The organism is Sorangium sp. So ce176 (assembly GCF_051519835.1).
Classification (GTDB): Bacteria; Myxococcota_A; Polyangia; order Polyangiales; family Polyangiaceae; genus Sorangium; species Sorangium cellulosum_G.
The window spans coordinates 7,587,129-7,604,369 of record NZ_CP150371.1 but is presented as its reverse complement, the minus strand read 5'-3'; the positions used below and the strand labels follow the sequence as shown (position 1 = coordinate 7,604,369).

Below are 17,241 nucleotides of genomic sequence, written 5' to 3'. Positions count from 1 at the left end.
AACAACGAAGTCACAAAGCAGGAAGAGAGCCAGCGCTCGTGTGGCGCGCTCGTGTGTCATCCATCGATGTGCGCTGAATCTGGCCCTCAGTCACCTCGCGCCGCGGAGAGGCCACGACGTCGCGGCGAGGACGTCGTGGCCGAGGCGCGCGGCCAGCCCGGAGGACCCCGGGCCCGACCTCGCCGTCACCGCGAGACGACCGCAGTGGCGGGGCGGGGCGGCTCCTCACGGTGCGGCACGCCCGCGAGAACACCCTTTGCGCCCGCCTGGCCAGCGAGGTCGCCCACCCCGTCCAGCAGGGCGTGCGCCCTCGTGTAGTCCAGCGCCGCGCCGGCGGTGTCGCCGCGCTCACAGCGCAGGTCGGCGCGCGCCTCGAGCACGGCGGCCTGACCCGCGCGGTCCCCGAGCGCCTCGAGGAGCCGAAGCGCATCCTCGTAGTCGCGCTGCGCGCCCGGGAGCGCGCCCCGCTGGCGGCGCAGGTCGCCGCGGGCCTTGAGCGCGGCGGCCTCGCCGCGGCGGTCGGCGCTCTCCCGGTACAGGAGGATCGCATTGCCGTAGTCCCGCGCCGCGAGCGCCGTCTGCCCCTCTCGCAGGCGCAGGTCGCCGCGCGCCTGCCACGTGCGCGCGTGCGTCTGCTCGTACCCGAGCGCCCCGAGGAGCTCGGGCTGCGGGACGACCTCGCGCGCGGCGCGGGTGACCGCCCCGCGGCGCTCCTCGGCGCCGCTCGGCGGCGACCGGAGCTGGCTGAGGACGCGCTCCTCCACGCCCTCGAGGATGTAGAGCGCCCGGTCATAGTCGCGCGCCGCGCCCGCGAGGTCGTCCTCCCGGAAGCAGAGATCGCCGCGGGCCTTCAGCACGTTGGCCTCGCCGAGCCGGTCGCGGCATGTCCTGAGCAGCAGGAGCGCGCAGCCGTAGTCGCTCGCCGCCCCCTGGGCGTCCCCCTGGTCGAGCCGGAGGTTGCCGCGCGCGAGCAGCCCCATCGCCTCTCCCGTCCGGTCGGCCGCTGCCCTGAAGAGCGGCAGCGCCCGCTCGTGGTCGCGCGCGGCGGCCGCGAGATCCCCCTGCCGTCTCTGCAGGTCGCCGCGGAGCAGGAGCGCTGTCGCCTCGCCCCGCGCCTCGCCGGCCGCCTCGAACGCGGCGAGCGCCTCGCCGTAGTCCGCCGCGGCGGCCTCGAGCGCGCCCTCCCGCAGGCGCAGGCCGCCGCGCGCGAGCAGCTCCTTCGCGCCGCGGACGCGATCGTCCTCGGGCAGCGGCGTGCTCCGCGACGCCGCGCGCTGCGCGCTCGCGCGCACGGCCTTGCGCAGGACGTCGCGGTGGCCCGGCCGACCGCGATCGCGGGCGGCAGGCGTGGCCCGGAGCGTCCCGAAGGTGCCCCGCCGCTTGCTCGCGAGCTCCGCGCGGCGTGTGCCCTCGAGCGCCGCCAGCGCGCGCGCGCGCAGGTCGGGCAGCGCGTCTCCGGCCAGGCGCGCCGCGTCGTCGAGCAGGCGGTGCTGGACCTCGGCCGGCAGCCCGAGATCGAGCACCGTGCAGGCGTCGACGAGCACCCGCGCCAGCACCTCGCCGCCCCGCCCGCCGTCCCGGAACGGCGCCGTGTCGAGGGCCGCCAGGAGATCGCCGGCGACGCGCCGGCGCATCGCCGCCTCCGGCCGCCCCTCGACCGCGGCCGTCCAGAAGAGGAGCGCCTGCATCGCGCCCGCCGCGCCGCGGTGCAGGGCGTCCCAGCGCCCCGCGCCGCCGTCGGCCACGTCCTTGCGGGCCACCTCGCGCAGCGGCGCCGTGAGCCGGTACGTCTGGGAGCGCTGCTCGAACGACACGAGCCGGCCGTGCACGAGGAGCTGCAGCGGCCGCGCCGCCGAGGGCGCGGGCCTCCCCGCCGCCGCGGCGACCACCTCGAGCGGCGCGCCCGCCGCCGGCAGCGCGGCGAGCGCGTGCACAATGCCGCGCGCTTCCTCGCCCAGCGACTCCAGCGCGTCGCCGAAGACAACGCCCAGGACCTCGTCATCGGCGCCTTCCGGATCCAGGTACATCGCATTTTTTCGCACGTACGCTTCGGCCGACATCCCCGTCCGCCGCAGCGTGGCGGCGGCGATCTCGATCGGGGCTGGCAGATACCCGAGCGCGGCGATCAGCGCATAAGCCCACTGGACCTCGGCGGCCGGCGGCGCGTCCGTCCCCCATGCACCTTGCGAGAGGACGGACAGCGCAGCGGAGATCGAGAGCGCCGAGACGTTGAGCTCAGCTGTCTTCCGATCTCCGGACGTGGAGCGGAACCTCGACATTTCGCCTCTGTTCATTCCAGAAGAGCTGGTTGTCCGGGCAGGCGGCGCCGGGCTGTCGGGCCTTGGCGACACGCCTGCTGGCTCCCGATGAGCCTGAAGTCTGCTGCTATGCGCGGAGCTTAGCGCGGCGCAGGACGCGCTCAACAGCCTTCCAGGGTTTCGTGCGGCGCCGCGGCCCGCGCGCCGCGCTCCGTATCATCGCGTCGCGCCGCGCTGGCACACGCCCGGCATCGGCTTGCCGCTCATGCGAAAGCGCCCTCGACGACGTGGAATGATCGGAGCCTGCGCTGAAAGCTGGCCTGGCGCCACGAGGTTGCCTGTGCCGCGGCGGGCGTGCCGAGAGAAGATCTTGCCCACGCCCGAGCGCCCTGCGAGACGGCGAGGGGCGCGGGAGGAAAGCCGCGGGCGGGAGATCCGGGCCGGCGGCGGGGTCGTGTTTGTGACCGAGACGGGCAGCGGGAGGCCGGCGGTGCTCCTGCCCAGCATGCTGATCAGCGGCGTGAGCTACGGACCGACGGTCGAGGCGCTGCGGCGGCGCGCCCGGGTGATTGTCATCGAGCTGCCCGGCTCGGGCCGCGGCGGGCGGCTCCGCGCGCCGTGGACCCTGGAGCAGTACGCGCGCTGCATCGCCGAGGCGCTTCAGGCGTTGCAGCTCGAGGGGGTCACGCTGATCGGCCACTCGATGTCCGGCGCGGCGGCGCTGGTGGCCGGCGCCCTGTACCCCGAGCGGCTGTCGGGGCTCGTGCTTGTCGATTCCGTCGGCGTCAACCCGCCGCGCTCGCTGCTGGCGCTCGTCCTCGGGCGCATGGCCGACATGCGGATCGAGCCTAGGTTCGCCGTGCGCGTGGTGCCCGCGTTCCTCTACAACCTGCTCGTCCACACGCGCAGCGCGCTGCGCTTCGTGCGGCTCGCCGCGGAGGCGGATCTGAGCGGCTACGCCGCGCGCCTGCGCGTGAGGGCGCTGCTCGCGTGGGGCGCGCGCGACTTCACGGTGCCGCTCGGCTCGGCCCTCGCGCTCCAGCGCCTGATCCCCGGCGCGACCCTCGTGGTCTCCTCGAAGGGGAGCCACGACTGGATCGTGGAGCGACCCGCGGAGTTCGCGGACGCGGTGGCGCGCTTCATGGAGCGCGGCGGTTGAGCGTGGGCGGGCGCTGACCGGGCGCGCCACGCTCGGAGGGGGGTATCGGGGCGCGCCGGCGTGCGCTAGCCTCGCGGCGGGGTCTTCGACGTGAACCTCGGCAGCGCGGCGCGGCGCGCGCCGCCGTGAGAGGGAGTGGGGATTGACCGGTCGGTGGCGCCTGGTGGAACAGGCAGCGAGGCGGGCGCGGCGCGCGATCCCGCTCCTCGCGTTGCTCGCGACGATGGCGCTGTGCCGCCCCGCGCGCGGCGAGGCGGCGCCCGCGCCGGCCGCGCGCGACGCCGGCGGGGCGGCCGCGGCCGGTCCCCCCGCGCCGCCGGGGCCGCGGCCGCTCCCGCCGATCCCCGGCGCGGGGAAGGTCACCGTTGTCGCGATCGACGGCGCGATCGATCTCGGCCTCTCGCCCTTCCTGGAGCGCGTCGTCGCCGGCCAGGGGGAGGGCGACCTCCTCGTGCTCGACATCAGCACGCTCGGCGGGCGCATCGACGCCGCGCTCGCCGTCCGGGACGCGCTGCTCCGGGCCCGAGCCCGCACGGTGTGCTGGGTCAACCCGCGCGCGATCTCGGCCGGCGCGCTCATCTCGTTCGCCTGCGACGTCATCGCGGTGGCCCCGGGCGCGACGCTCGGGGCGGCGACGCCCGTGCAGATCGGCGAGGGCGGCGAGATGAAGCCCGTCGCCGAGAAGGTCGTGTCGTACATGCGCAAGGAGATGCGCGCGACAGCGGAGGCGAAGGGGCGCCGCGGCGACATTGCCGAGGCCATGGTCGACGCCGACGCGGAGGTGCCCGGGCTCGACGAGAAGGGGAAGCTGCTCACGCTCGACGGCGCGCAGGCGCTCGCGTGGGGCATCGCCGAGCTGCAGGCCGGCAGCGAGGCGGAGCTCTTCGGCGCCCTGGGCCGCCCGTCGCCCGGCGAGATCGCGCGCCCGCGCCCCAGCTTCGCCGAGGTGCTCGCGCGCTTCCTCTCCGATCCGACGCTCTCCGGGATCCTCATGACCCTCGGGATGCTCGGCATCCTCCTCGAGCTCTACGCGCCGGGACACGGCGTCTCGCTCGCCGTCGGGCTCTCGTGCCTCGCGCTGTTCTTCTTCGGGCACCACGTCGTGAAGCTCGCCGGCTGGGAGGAGATCGCGCTCTTCGTCGCCGGCGCGATCCTCATCGCGGTGGAGATCCTCGCCCCGGGGCACGTCGTGCCCGGCGTCGTGGGCGCGGCGTGCGTGGCGATCTCCCTCCTCCTCGCGCTCCTCGATCTCGAGCGCGTGCCGGTCGACGTCGCCTGGCACGCCGGCTGGCTGCCGCGCGCGCTGGCCACGGCGAGCGTCTCCCTCGCGGCGACGGCGGCGCTCGCCGCGCTCGCCGCCCGCGTCGCGCCGAGGACGCGGTTCGGGCGGCGGCTCGTCCTCGACACGGCGATCCGCGCGGTCGCCACCGCGGGGCCTTCCGGGGGCGCGCCGCCGCTCGCGTCGGCCGTGGGCCGGGTCGGCACCGCCGACACCGATCTGCGCCCCTCGGGCAAGGTCTCGCTCGACGGCCGGCGCGTCGAGGCGCTCTCGGAGCTCGGTTATGTCGAGGCGGGCGCCCGCGTCCGCGTCATCCGCGCGGAGGGGGGTCGGCTCGTCGTGCGGGCGATCGCGGACGGCGCGCGCGAGGAGGCCGGAGCGTGACGCCGGCGCTGCTCGTCGTCGCCTTGCTCGTGGTGGGCCTCGTGCTGCTCGCCATCGAGGTGCTCGTCCTGCCGGGCGTCGGCCTGGTCGGGCTCCTCGGCGGCGCGGCGGCGCTCGGGGCGGTCGTGCTCGCGTGGGTGACCCTCGGGACCGGCTATGGCCTGCTCGCGCTCGGCGCGGGCGTCTGCGCGACGGGGATGCTGCTCTGGGCCGTCCCGAGGACCGGGGTGGGCCGCAGGATGGTGCTGCTCGAGACCCAGCAGGGCGGGCGCGGCCCGGACGCGCGGCTCGCCGCGCTGGTCGGCAAGGAGGGCAGGGCGCTCACGCCGCTGCGCCCTGCCGGCACCGTCGAGATCGAGGATCGCGCGGTCGATGTCGTGACCGACGGCCTCTACGTCGAGGCGGGCACGCCGGTGCGCGTCGCGAGCGTGGAGGGGAACCGGGTCGTCGTCGAGCCGCGCACGTCGTAGTGCGCGCGCGAGGGGCGGCCTTTCACGGACAGGACGGGTGAAGCGTGGATATGGAGATCGTCTCGGTCATCGTGCTCGGCGGGCTCGTGCTCGTCGCCATCGTCGCGACGCTGTACCTGGTGCCGGTCGGGCTGTGGATCGCCGCGCAGGCGTCGGGCGCCGGGGTCTCGATGCTCACGCTCATCGCGATGCGCCTGCGCCGGGTGCCGCCCGAGCAGATCGTCAACGCGCGGATCAGCGCCGTGAAGGCCGGCCTCGAGGGGGTGTCGGTCGACATGCTCGAGGCGCACTACCTGGCCCGCGGGCGGGTGGAGGCGGTCGTCAACGCGCTCATCTCGGCGGGCAAGGCGGGGATAGAGCTCGACTTCTCGCGCGCTGCCGCGATCGACCTCGCCGGCCGCAACGTGCTCGAGGCGGTGGCGATGTCGGTGAACCCGCGGGTCATCGAGACCCCGAAGGTCTCGGCGGTGGCCAAGGACGGCATCCAGCTCCTCGCGATCGCGCGCGTGACGGTGCGCGCCAACATCGATCGCCTGGTCGGCGGCGCGGGCGAGCAGACGGTGCTCGCGCGCGTCGGCGAGGGCGTGGTCTCGACCATCGGCTCGGCCGACGACTACAAGCACGTCCTCGAGAACCCCGACACCATCTCGAAGAACGTGCTCAAGAAGGGCCTCGACGCCGGGACGGCGTTCGAGATCCTCTCGATCGACATCGCCGACGTCGACGTGGGCTCCAACATCGGCGCGAAGCTCCAGACGGAGCAGGCCGAGGCGGACAAGCAGGTGGCGCAGGCCAAGGCGGAGTCGCGCCGGGCGCTGGCTGTCGCGCAGGAGCAGGAGATGAAGGCGAAGACGCAGGAGATGCGGGCGAAGCTCGTCGAGGCGGAGGCGATGATCCCGCTCGCGATGGCCGAGGCGCTCCGCACGGGCAAGCTCGGCGTGATGGACTACTACAACATGCGCAACGTCATCGCCGACACCGAGATGCGCCAGGGCATCGCCGGCACCACGGGGGGCAAGCCCGACCCCGTCGGGGAGTCGTGAGGTGCCGCCGCGGGACGTCGCGGGCCCGCGCTGGGCGTGGCTCGTCCGCCGCGAGGGGCTCGCGCGGCGCTTCGTGCTGGCCGAGGTGCTCGGCCCGCCGCGGGCGCTGTCGCCTCTACCGTCGCTTGCGCCCGCCGCGGGCCCCGCGGCGGGCGACCCGCGCTCGCAGGACGCTGGAAGCGCGCCATGGATGAGCTCGGGGACTTCCTCGGCTACGCCCTCGCGGCGGCCTGGCTGATCGTCCAGCTCGCGATCAAGCTCGCGGGCCGGGGCGACGCGCGCGGCGCTGCGCCGCCCGAGCACGCGGGCGAGGCGCAGCGCGGCGCGCCGCCCGAGGAGGCCGCGCCGGCCGCCGAGATCGCGCCGCGCAGCCGGGCGCCGCGGGCGGTGGTGCCCTTCGGCGCCGCGCGCGCCCCCGACGAGGTCCGGCAGCGGGCGGCGCTCCTGCGGCTCGGCGAGCTCGACCGGAGCGCCGCCGCGCTCGGCGAGTCGGTGCGCCACGAGCGGCCGAACCGGCGCTTCGCGGACGCGCTCACCCGGTACGTGCCGGAGGAGATCGCGCGCGCGCGCCTGGCCGCCGCGGCGGGCGCCCCGGCGCGCGTGGTGGAGGCCGCGGCGGACGACATCGAGCTCGTGCTGGGCGAGATCGCGGTGCTCGCGCGGCAGCGCCGCGATCCGTCGCTCCTGGCGGAGCTCGGCGACGCGGACGCCCTCGCGGACGCCTGCTACGCCCCGGTGATCGCGTTCGCGCGGGCGGAGGGGCTGCCGCTCCGGAGCGGATTCCCGGCGACGCAGCTCACGCCCTTCGAGCTCGCCATCTGGACGGGCTTCATCCCGACGTCGATCGCGCCCATCTTCCTGCCCGCGGACTTCTTCGCCACGCCGCTGCGCTGGCCGGCGCTCGCGCACGAGATCGGCCACGATGTCCTGGCCTCGATCGACGGCCTCGAGCCCGCGCTGCGCCGCGAGCTCGGCCTGCCCGACGCGGGCGCGCGGGCGCGCTCGCCCGCGCTGGACGACCACGGCATCGCGAGCGCTGAGCTCCGGCGGGTGTTCGGCGCGTGGTTCGAGGAGATCTTCTGCGACGTCTTCGGCACGCTCATGTTCGGCCCCGCCTACGTGATCACGATGAGCGAGCTGTTCTTCCAGGAGGGCGAGCCGTACGCGTCGCTCGCCGTCCACAGCGACGTGACCGGCGCGCGCTACGACGAGCACCCGCCGCCGCACCTGCGCGTGCTCATCGGGTGCATGGTCCTCGAGCGCGCCGGGCTCGGCGAGAGCGCGCGCGCGCTGAGCGAGGCGTGGGCGCGCCGCCACGCCGAGGTGAGCCTCGATCACCTGATCTGGCCGGTGAGGGGCGCGTGGATCCCGGTCCCGTTGCGGCCGTGCGCCGAGATGGCCGCGTCGATCGTGGAGCGCCTCTATGCCGGACCGCTGCTGGCCCTGTCGGGCTTCGGCCTGCAGGACATCAGCGGCCTCGACTACGGCCCGCACGAGCACCAGGAGGCGCTGCGCGCGCGCGACGCGCTGCTCGCCGGCCGGGTGCCCGCGGTCCGCGACGCGCGGGCGCTCCTCGCGGGCGCGGTGCTGGCGGCGCACCGGGCGCCCGAGCAGGCGCTCGCGATCCTGACCAGGGCGCGCGCGGCGATCCCGGCGCTCGGCACGGGCGAGCGGCGCCCCGACGCGTACGCGCCGGCCCGGGGCGCGTCCGGCGTCGCGCTGGACCGCCGCGCCGTGACCGAAGCGCTTCTCCTCCGGGAGATCCTGCTGCCGCCGAGAGCGCTCCGCGGCCGCCGCCGCGCGCGGCTGTAAAGCGGCGCTCGGACGAGAATGGTTGAGTCGCCAGGGCGCCGCGGGCGTCCACGAGAACGAGCCAGGACGCCAGAGAGGGAGGGAAAGCGCTCTCCGATTCTCTCGGCGTGCCTGGCGTAATGGCGGTATTTTTTATCGGAATCGCAGCGGCGGACGCGGTCGAGCACCGGGCGGCGGCGGGCCTGCCAGCGCTGCTCGGATCAGAGGGCGTCGAGCTCGGCGGCCGGCGCCACCGGAGGGATGGTGTGGACCGTCGGCGCGCGCGGCGCGGCGAGGCTGCCTGCCGCGAGCAGGGGCAAGGGCGCGCGCGGCGGGGGGAGGCTGTCCGACTGGAGCTTGAGGAGCTCCTCGCGCTGGTGCTTCCACACGGTCCGGTACCGGAAGAACGGCACGGCCGGGTAGAGGTGGTGGATCAGATGATAGGTCTGCCCGAAGAGCAGCACGTTGAGCAGCGCGCTGTCGATCGCGCGCGTCGCGCGATACCGGTTCTGCGCGGCCGTGATCCCGTGCGGGTAATGAGGCAGGTAGTCGAACGCGAACGCGAGGAAGAAGATCGCCACCCGCGCCGGCACGATCCAGTAGAGGACCGCGAGCTCACCGACCCCGAGACCGAAGGCCAGCGCGACGAGCGCGAGCATGGCCGCGAGCGTCGCGACCGTCTCGATCCGCTCGCCGCGCCGCTGCGCGCGGTAGGAGCGCAAAAATAAATAGTAATAGTGGAGGTCCTGTGTCGCCCACCGGAACGGGAGGAGGTACCACGGGCCGCGACCGCTCCAGTGGTCGGGGTCCCGATCCGCCTCGTTCGTGTGCTTGTGATGCTCCATGTGGAAGTGACGGACGGCCGGGAACGGCGCCATGAGCAGCAGCCCCGACAGCCGACCGACCACGCCGTTCAGCAGCGCCGAGCGCGCCAGCGACCGGTGCGAGGCCTCGTGCATCGGCGTGAAGGCCGCATAGGCCGCCACCGCCGCGGCGAGCACCGCCGGCGCCGGCGACACCGAGCCCGCGACGCCCGCGACGACGGCCGCCGCCCAGAGCGCGTACGACCCCGCGAAGAGCACCAGCGTCGGCCACTCGATCGGTCGGGTCTGCAGCAACCCGCTGGCCAGCGGCAGGACGCTCCAGAGCGCCGGCCGCCCTGATGGCCGTCCCGACGGTCGCCCCGACGGCCGCCCCGAGGGGCGGCTGCAGCGATTCTCGTCGTTGTTCATGGTGACGTTCCAGGCCGCCGGTTGCCCCGATGGACGACTGAGTCGATTCTCGTCGTTGTTCATGGCGTTCAAAACTCCCGGGGGAAGCTTCGGTTCCTCAAATTTGCTACAGCGGGCGATGCACGCCGGATCCGGTGCAAGCGCAAGCGAACGTTCGACCACCTCGGGACCGCGCTCTGGGATCGCACCGAGAGGTGGTCAGCGGCCAGCGATCTCCAGCGCGAGGTCCTCCTCGGCCATTCCCTCGAATGCCTCGATTGATCAGGGGAGCGCCGTGGGCGGTTCCACTGCGAGAGAAGGCGGGAGTTGCTCGCAGACGAGCACGAATCCAATCTAGCAGCCTCGCAACAGGAGCACAACGAGACTTTCGGAGCAACGCGTTGGGCGTCTGGTTAGCTGGATTCCAGGAGCAGGCTCGTCAGTCACGCTGCCGCCGCTGCCGCTTCTCCCTGGCTTCCGGGTCCGTTTCCACGCTGGATTCTGCGCCCGTTTCCGCCCTCCGCCTCCGCCCCCGAGGCCGCATCGCCTCCTGCGAAGGGCCGTTCCGAGGGGCGTGGCGCTGGGAGCCCGGGAGCGTCAGAAGAGTGCTGAGGCGAGGCTGTCCTATACGCAGCAGCGCGTCGAAGCGTCGACGTGCCGCATCATCGCGCGCACCTCGTCGGCGCAGCCCCACGCCAGCGTGTATCCGGCGCCGCCGTGGCCGTAGTTGTGGATCACACGGCCTTCGCGCTCCAGGCGCACGCTGTTTCGATACGGGCGCAGCCCGGCGCGCGCGCCGAGCAAGCGGCCTGGCCTGAGCCCCGCCGCGCGCGCCCGCTGGAGCATCGCGTCAGTGCGCTCCGGGTCAGGCACCAACGAGCGGTCGTCAGCGGACGGAACGACACAGCCGCCAATCACGATCTCCCGGCGCCGCGGGATGACGTAAATGAGCGCCGATTCGTTCCTTTCATCACCCAGTGCGACATCTGGGTCGATATCGCCTGGCTCCGTGATCGCGACCTGGCCATAGAGGCCGAGGAGCTCCGCGTCGCCCGTGAGCGCGCGCGCCCCGAGCCCGGTGCAATTCACGACGCAGTCGCCCTCGACAGCGGCGAGCGATTGCACGCGCTCGACGCGCACCGGACTGTCGAGCTGCGACTCCAGCCAGGGCAGGTGCAACGACGGCTCGATGCGCGGCGCGGTGAACCGAAAGCCATGCGGGGCGCCGAGCGGGTGCGGCCCGGCGTCGATCGAGAGGTCGGGCACGCACGGGGCCCACCAGGGCAGGCGCGTGTCGTCCGCGGACTCGAGGCAGGTCAGGACATCGACGCCCGCTTCCGGGTGCTCGCGCGCGATGCGCGTGAGCTCGTCGAGGCTCTTGCGCGACCACGCGTTGACGCGCTCGGGCGGGCTCGCTCGGAAGGGATACCACAGCGCGGCCGCGGCCGCCGACGTCGTGCGCTCGCCGCGCTCGGCCGCGATCACCTGCACCCGATGGCCGTCGCGCTGGAGCACGACCGCCGTGGTCAAGCCGATCACGCCTGCGCCCACGACGGTGACGCGCAGCTCCGGGGAGCGCCCTTCCGATGGATTCACGAGCGCGCTCTAGCATGCTGCACCCCTGCGTCGAGAGCGCGCGCCGCGGTCCGGTGCGCGGCCGCGGCCGCGCGTCGGTTCCATGCAGCCGGCGCGGTAGCTCGCGCCTCGCCCCGCGCCCTGGACGGCGCCGCGCGGCCGCCGTCGTGCCCGCGCCTCGCGCGCTGCCGCCGCGGCGCAGGCGGTGCTACCCGTCTCGTCCGCTGCGCCAGGAGCGCCGCCGTCCGGCGGCGCGGCGCGCGCGAGGGACCATGTCGAGCCACCGCTTCAACGATCCGGAGATCGCCGCCGTGTACCGCGCCATCCACGAGCGGCGTGACATGCGCCACTTCCTGCCCGATCCGGTGGACAAGGACGCGCTCGCCAGGCTGCTCGCGGCCGCGCACGCCGCGCCGAGCGTGGGCATGATGCAGCCCTGGCGGTTCGTGCGGATCACGGCGCCGGAGCTCCGGCGCGACATCCACGCGCTCGTCGAGGCGGAGCGCCTCGCCACCGCGCGCGCGCTCGGCGAGCGCGAGGACGAGTTCATGCGCCTCAAGGTCGAGGGCGTCCGCGAGTGCGGCGAGCTGCTCGTCGTCGGGCTGATGGCGGGGCGCGAGGCGCACGTGTTCGGCCGCCGCACGCTGCCCGAGATGGATGTCGCGTCGGTGGCCGCGGCGATCCAGAACCTGTGGCTCGCCGCGCGCGCGGAGGGGCTCGGCGTGGGGTGGGTGTCGCTCTTCGAGCCGCGCGACCTCGCCGCCCTGCTCGGCATGCCGCCGGGCAGCCGGCCGCTGGCGATCCTCTGCGTCGGTCACGTGGCGGAGTTCTACGATCGGCCGATGCTCGAGGCGTGCGGCTGGGCGGCGCGCCGCCCGCTCTCGGAGCTCGTCGCCGAGAACGCGTGGCCCGACGACGGGGCCGCCGGCCGCGGCGCGTGAGGGCCGCGCGCCCGCGACGCGAGCGCGGCGGCGCCCCGCGGAGCTACAGATCCCGCGCGCACCGGGCCCCGATGTTGTTCACGCGGTCGGTCGCGTAGCTGAGGTCGCGGTTGGCCGCGCGCAGGTCGCCCTCGGGCGCGCGGTAGCTGCCGCCCCGGGTGACCCGCTGCGCGTCGTGGTCGCCGTCGACGCGGTGCACGCAATCGATGCACGGCGCAGGGAGCTCCGCGCGCCACCAGTCCATCGTCCACTCCCACAAATTGCCGGCCAGATCCGCGTGACCCCATCGCCCGTCTCCGCTCGGCCTCGAGCCCACCGGCCGGATGTCGGTGAACGCGCAGCGACCCGCCGCGCTCCCATCCCCGGTACACTCGTACACGGCGCGCTCGGCGTCGATGGAGGCTCCCCACGGGTACTGCCGGTGCTCGTCGCCGCCGGCAGCCGCGTAGTTCCACTCCGCCTCGGAGGGCAAGCGGCCGCCGTCCCACACGCAGAAGGCGAAGGCCTCGAACCAGGTGATGCAGTTGATCGGCAGCTCCTCGTTCGAGCCCGGCGCGTCGGTCCACGTCCAGAGGTCGTCGCCATTGCATTTCAGCGCCGATTTCAGCGCGGCGGTGTCCCGCGCGAGCTGCCCGTTCCACGCCGTGATCCACCCGCTGCCATTGACGTGCGGGTGCCGGCCGGCCCCGATGGGGGGCGGGCTCGCCTGCACGCCCTGCCCGGCGTTCACGAAGGCCCGGAATCGCCCGACCGTGATCTCGTACCTGTCGAGCCGGAAATCGCTCACGGCCGCAGGGAACGAGTCGTCCGTGCTCGATACGCCGTCGTAGCTCCTCAGGTACGTGCCGCAAGGGACCAGCGCGCCGGCGCAGCAGTCCTCGGTGGCGCCGGGCCCGCAGGTCTCCCCGGCGCCGTCCCCGCCGCCCGCGCAGCTGGGCGGCACCTCCGCCACGTCCGCGGAGCCGCACGTGTTTGGGCAGCCCGGCTCCCCGCACGTGTCGCAATCCATCCCGTCGCACCCCCCGCAGGCCCCGGATGCATCGCACACCTCGCCGCCGTCCTCTCCGCAGGGCGTTCCCGCGGGCCGCGGCCGCTCCGCGCACGCGCCATTGATGCACACGGCCTCCAGGCAGTCGCCCCGCGCCGGCGGGCATTGCGCCGCCGGATCGACGCAGGCGCCGCCCGGGCCTCCGCTGCCGCCGGTGCCGCTGGTGCCGCTGCTCACGCTGCTGCTGCCGCTGCCCCCGGCGCCGCTTCCGCCGCTGCCGGCGTCGTTGTCGCGGGGGAACACGCGGACCTTCTGGCTGCAACCGGAGACGAGCGAGATGGACACGAAGAGCGCCAATGATCTCATGTATGGCATCATACGCCATGGATCGCCTCATGTCGGCGTGTCCGACAGCGAACCGGCCGCGGGCGCGCGCGCGCCTCGCAGCGGCCAGGGCGGCCGCCGCGCTCGTCGCTGTGTCGTGGGCTCTCCGGGGCTCGTTCAGGCGGAGCGGTGATTCGAGCTCACCCGCGATCCGTCACGCGCGCCGGCCCGGCTCGATCTGATTGACGTCGCGGACAGCGCCGTTCGCGGCGCTCGTGGCCATGAGCGCGTAGGCGCGCAGGGCAGGGGAGACCTTCCGGTCGCGGTTCGGCCGGAACGCGTCGGCGCCCCGCGCCTCGGCCTCGCGGCGCCGGCGATCGAGCTCCGCGTCGCTGACGAGGACGTCGATCGTCCGGGCGGGGATGTCGATCCGGATGCGGTCGCCCTCCTCGATGAGCGCGATGGCGCCGCCCTCGGCCGCCTCGGGCGAGACGTGCCCGATGCTCAGCCCCGACGTCCCGCCGCTGAACCGGCCGTCCGTGATCAGGGCGCAGGCCTTGCCGAGGCCCTTCCCCTTCAGGAACGACGTCGGATAGAGCATCTCCTGCATGCCAGGGCCGCCCTTCGGGCCCTCGTGGACGATGACGACAACGTCGCCCGAGCGGATCTGGTCGTTCCAGATCGCGTCGCACGCGGCCTCCTGCGCGTGGAACACCCGCGCCGGCCCCTCGAACTTCCAGATCGACTCGTCGACGCCCGCGGTCTTCACGATGCAGCCGTCCACCGCGATGTTGCCGTAGAGCACGGCGAGGCCGCCCTCGCGGCTGAACGCGTGATCGACGTCGCGGATGCAGCCCTTCTGGGCGTCGTCGTCGGTGTCGGCGAAGTACTTGTCCTGCGAGAACGCGACAGTTGTCGGGACGCCGCCCGGCGCGGCGAGCGAGCGCTTCTTCGCGGCCGCCGTCGCCGTGGGGCGGCGGATGTCGTTCTCGTCGATCGCATCGCCCAGCGTGCGCGCGTGCACCGTGCCCACCTCCCTGTGGATGAGCCCCGCGCGGTCGAGCTCCCCGAGGATCGTCAGCACGCCGCCCGCCCGGTGCACGTCCTCGACGTGGTAATGCGACGACGGCGCGACCTTGCAGATGTTGGGCACCTTGCGCGACATGCGGTCGATGTCCGACATCTTGAAGTCGACCTGCGCCTCGCGCGCGGTCGCCAGCAGGTGGAGCACCGTGTTCGTCGAGCCGCCCATCGCGATGTCGAGCGCCATCGCGTTCTCGAACGCCTCGAACGTCGCGATGCTCCGCGGCAGCACCGAGGTGTCCCCCTCGACATAGTGTTTCTGCGCGAGCGCGACGACGCGCTTCGACGCCGCCTCGAAGAGCTCCCAGCGCGCCGCGTGCGTCGCGAGCAGCGTCCCGTTGCCGGGCAGCGCGAGCCCGAGCGCCTCGTTGAGGCAGTTCATGCTGTTGGCCGTGAACATGCCGGAGCACGAGCCGCAGGTCGGGCACGCCGACCGCTCCATCTCGGCCAGATCCGCGTCCGTCACCTTGTCGTCGCTGGCCGCGATCATCGGGTCGATGAGGTCGAGCTTCCGGATGATCGGCTTGCCGTCGCGGTCGTGCGTCCCGACGATCTTGCCCGCCTCCATCGGACCGCCGGAGACGAAGACGGTCGGGATGTTGAGCCGCATCGCCGCGAGCAGCATGCCGGGCGTGATCTTGTCGCAGTTCGAGATGCACAGGAGCGCGTCGGCGCAGTGCGCGTTCACCATGTACTCGACGCTGTCGGCGATGAGCTCGCGGCTCGGCAGCGAGTACAGCATGCCGGCGTGGCCCATCGCGATGCCGTCGTCGATGGCGATCGTGTTGAACTCGACGCCCCACCCGCCCGCGGCGTCGATGACCTTCTTCGCCCGCTGCCCCACGTCGTGGAGGTGGACGTGCCCCGGCACGAACTGCGTGAAGCTGTTGGCAATGGCGATGATCGGCTTCTCGAAGTCCGCATCTTTCATGCCGGTGGCGCGCCACAGCGCGCGCGCCCCTGCCATGTTGCGTCCCTGCGTGGATGTACGACTGCGGTATCCGGCCATGCCGGGAACCTACTCCGTTCCAGCCTTCGCGCCTAGCCGACAGGCAGGGCCGGCGTCAGGGTACGACCTCGACCCATGCGGAGACGGGCGCGACGTCGGTCGAGCCCGCATCGACGGCGGTGAGGCTCGCCCCGTACGCGCCGACGCGCCGGTTCCTGCCGAAGGTGATCGCCGGGCCGGGGCCGGGATCGAAGCCCCGCAGCCCCTCGAGCGCCGCGATGAGGCCGGGGCGGGTGAGGTGGGCGCCCGCGCGCTTGAGCGCCTCGACGAGCACGCGCGCCGCGGCGTAGGCGCTCGCCTGGAAGGCGGCGTGCCGCGGCGGGATGCGGTGGCGCTCGAGGAACGACGCGAGCGCGCGCTGGGCGAGCTGCTCCGCCTCGTCGAGGGGGTCCGGGTGGAGGAGCAGCACCCGCGCGGCGGCGGCGCGCCGGAGCGAGTCGGGGTCGCGCCGCAGCAGGAACGCGGGCGCATAGAGGGCGGGGCGCGGGCCCGTGGAGGGCGGTGACGCGGCGAGCCAGCGCGAGAGCTCGTCGCCCTCGCCGGCGAGCAGGACGGCCCGCACACCGAGGCGCGCCGCGGCGTCGGCCAGCGCGGCGGCGTCGAAGCGGCCGGGCTCGAAGGGGCGCGAGACAGGGGGCGGCAGGTCGCGGCGCAGCGCCTCGGCGCGCGCCCCCCGCAGGAAGGCCTCCCCTCGCGGGTCGGCCGGGTGAACGACGAGCACGGCCCCCGCGCCCGCAGGGGAGGGGGCGTCGGCGAGGTGCGCGATCGCGACGCGCGCGAGCATGTCGAGGCCGGGCTGGAGGTGGAACACGACGCCGTATCCCGGATCCGCCGCGGGGAGCCCTGTGCCGAGGGGGCCGACGAGCGGCACCTCGTCGGCCGCGAGGCGCGCCGCGGCGTCGTCGCTGTCGCCGGCGTCGCCGCCCCAGACGCTGGCGACCAGCGCGAAGACGCGCTGATCCAGGAGGCGCAAGGTCGCGCGCGCCCCGTCGAGGGACTCCTCGCTGTCGGCCACCACGAGCTCGAGCCGCCGGCGGAACACGCCGCCCTGGGCGTTCACCTCGTCGAACGACGCGGCGAGGACGTCGCGGGCCGCGGCGCCTGCGGCGGCGAAGCGCCCGGTGAGCGGGAGCGCGGCGCCGAGCCGCAGCGCCGTCGGCGAGACGCCAGGATCGGCGTCGCGGCCGAGGCAGCGCAGGTAGGCGACAAGGTCGGCGAGGTGCGCGCCGTCGAGCTGGTAGCGCGGCATGACGAGGTGGAGCTCCCGCCCGCCCGGCGCGCGCCCGTCGCGGAGGGCGGCCGCGAGCGTCGCCTCGGTGTGCGGGCCGCCCGGGCGATCGGCCGAGAAGAGCCGCTCGGGCGTGAGCGGCGGCGCGGCGACGCCGCCCTCCGCCGTGCCGTCGCCGCTCCGGCCATGACAGCCGGCGCAGGCCGCCGCCTCGCCGTGCAGCGCGGCGCCGCTCGCGCCGAGGCGCCCCTCGACAGGCTCCCCCGAGGCGAGGGCCCCGCGGTGGAAGAGCCGCCTGCCGCGCAGCGCCGCCGGGCTGAGCTCGGCGCACGACGCCGCCTCGCCGCACGGCGCCGCGCCGGCGCACGGCGCCGCGGCGCTGGACGACGCGGCGCCCCTCAGCGCGGCGGCGAGGCCGAGCGCCGAGAGCGCGGCGGCGAGGCCGATCGCCGCGAGCGCGCCGCGCCCCCGCTCCGTCACGAGCCGGCTCATCTCGAC

12 protein-coding genes are annotated in these 17,241 nt (G+C 74.6%); 6 read left to right on the top strand and 6 right to left on the bottom strand.

Annotated elements, in window-relative coordinates:
- Positions 1 to 185 precede the first annotated feature (185 nt).
- Entirely contained in the window at positions 186 to 2,279 is a 2,094-nt protein-coding gene (locus tag WMF42_RS28470) for a hypothetical protein (RefSeq protein ID WP_437686041.1), read from the bottom strand.
- A gap of 433 nt (positions 2,280 to 2,712) precedes the next feature.
- Between WMF42_RS28470 and WMF42_RS28465 the strand changes: the two genes are divergently transcribed.
- From WMF42_RS28465 to WMF42_RS28445, 5 genes are all read left to right on the top strand, one after another.
- Positions 2,713 to 3,417 carry an alpha/beta fold hydrolase gene (locus WMF42_RS28465; RefSeq protein WP_437686039.1) on the top strand — a complete coding sequence of 235 codons (705 nt, stop codon included), beginning with the start codon at positions 2,713 to 2,715 and terminating at the stop codon, positions 3,415 to 3,417.
- A gap of 142 nt (positions 3,418 to 3,559) precedes the next feature.
- Positions 3,560 to 5,080, top strand: a complete 1,521-nt coding sequence (locus WMF42_RS28460; protein WP_437686037.1) for an NfeD family protein — start codon at positions 3,560 to 3,562, stop codon at positions 5,078 to 5,080.
- Positions 5,077 to 5,550 (top strand): NfeD family protein, encoded by a 474-nt coding sequence (locus WMF42_RS28455; protein ID WP_081426925.1) that lies wholly within the window; start codon positions 5,077 to 5,079, stop codon positions 5,548 to 5,550. The genes WMF42_RS28460 and WMF42_RS28455 overlap by 4 nt, the downstream gene beginning before the upstream one ends.
- A gap of 50 nt (positions 5,551 to 5,600) precedes the next feature.
- A complete protein-coding gene (floA, locus tag WMF42_RS28450) occupies positions 5,601 to 6,593 on the top strand; it encodes a flotillin-like protein FloA (RefSeq protein ID WP_061611817.1) in 993 nt (330 codons plus the stop codon).
- A 186-nt stretch (positions 6,594 to 6,779) separates the two neighbouring features.
- On the top strand, positions 6,780 to 8,405 hold the full coding sequence (locus WMF42_RS28445; RefSeq protein WP_437686034.1) for a hypothetical protein: 1,626 nt from the start codon (positions 6,780 to 6,782) through the stop codon (positions 8,403 to 8,405).
- A 200-nt stretch (positions 8,406 to 8,605) separates the two neighbouring features.
- On the opposite strand, the gene WMF42_RS28440 is transcribed toward WMF42_RS28445, so the two are convergent.
- Both WMF42_RS28440 and WMF42_RS28435 read right to left on the bottom strand, forming a co-directional pair.
- Complete coding sequence (locus tag WMF42_RS28440) at positions 8,606 to 9,679, bottom strand: fatty acid desaturase (RefSeq protein WP_437686032.1); 1,074 nt, start codon at positions 9,677 to 9,679, stop codon at positions 8,606 to 8,608.
- Between the two features lie 540 nt (positions 9,680 to 10,219).
- Entirely contained in the window at positions 10,220 to 11,191 is a 972-nt protein-coding gene (locus tag WMF42_RS28435) for an FAD-dependent oxidoreductase (protein ID WP_061612002.1), read from the bottom strand.
- A 251-nt stretch (positions 11,192 to 11,442) separates the two neighbouring features.
- Between WMF42_RS28435 and bluB the strand changes: the two genes are divergently transcribed.
- On the top strand, positions 11,443 to 12,111 hold the full coding sequence (gene bluB, locus WMF42_RS28430; protein ID WP_061612003.1) for a 5,6-dimethylbenzimidazole synthase: 669 nt from the start codon (positions 11,443 to 11,445) through the stop codon (positions 12,109 to 12,111).
- 43 nt (positions 12,112 to 12,154) lie between these two features.
- Here bluB and WMF42_RS28425 read toward each other — a convergent pair whose 3' ends face one another.
- From WMF42_RS28425 to WMF42_RS28415, 3 genes are all read right to left on the bottom strand, one after another.
- Positions 12,155 to 13,465 (bottom strand): formylglycine-generating enzyme family protein, encoded by a 1,311-nt coding sequence (locus WMF42_RS28425; protein ID WP_199694154.1) that lies wholly within the window; start codon positions 13,463 to 13,465, stop codon positions 12,155 to 12,157.
- Between the two features lie 172 nt (positions 13,466 to 13,637).
- Positions 13,638 to 15,515: a dihydroxy-acid dehydratase gene (gene ilvD / locus WMF42_RS28420; RefSeq protein ID WP_437686028.1), complete on the bottom strand. Its 1,878-nt coding sequence runs from the start codon at positions 15,513 to 15,515 to the stop codon at positions 13,638 to 13,640.
- 55 nt (positions 15,516 to 15,570) lie between these two features.
- Complete coding sequence (locus WMF42_RS28415; RefSeq protein ID WP_437686026.1) at positions 15,571 to 17,235, bottom strand: cytochrome c/ABC transporter substrate-binding protein; 1,665 nt, start codon at positions 17,233 to 17,235, stop codon at positions 15,571 to 15,573.
- Positions 17,236 to 17,241 lie beyond the last annotated feature (6 nt).

Excerpts from the sequence above, each read along its gene's own strand:
- WMF42_RS28470 (WP_437686041.1), bottom strand. The coding sequence starts at position 2,279 with ATGTCGAGGTTCCGCTCCACGTCCGGAGATCGGAAGACAGCTGAGCTC.
- floA (WP_061611817.1), top strand. The coding sequence starts at position 5,601 with ATGGAGATCGTCTCGGTCATCGTGCTCGGCGGGCTCGTGCTCGTCGCC.
- WMF42_RS28445 (WP_437686034.1), top strand. The coding sequence starts at position 6,780 with ATGGATGAGCTCGGGGACTTCCTCGGCTACGCCCTCGCGGCGGCCTGG.
- WMF42_RS28440 (WP_437686032.1), bottom strand. The coding sequence starts at position 9,679 with ATGAACAACGACGAGAATCGACTCAGTCGTCCATCGGGGCAACCGGCG.
- bluB (WP_061612003.1), top strand. The coding sequence starts at position 11,443 with ATGTCGAGCCACCGCTTCAACGATCCGGAGATCGCCGCCGTGTACCGC.
- WMF42_RS28425 (WP_199694154.1), bottom strand. The coding sequence starts at position 13,465 with ATGAGATCATTGGCGCTCTTCGTGTCCATCTCGCTCGTCTCCGGTTGC.
- ilvD (WP_437686028.1), bottom strand. The coding sequence starts at position 15,515 with ATGGCCGGATACCGCAGTCGTACATCCACGCAGGGACGCAACATGGCA.
- WMF42_RS28415 (WP_437686026.1), bottom strand. The coding sequence starts at position 17,235 with ATGAGCCGGCTCGTGACGGAGCGGGGGCGCGGCGCGCTCGCGGCGATC.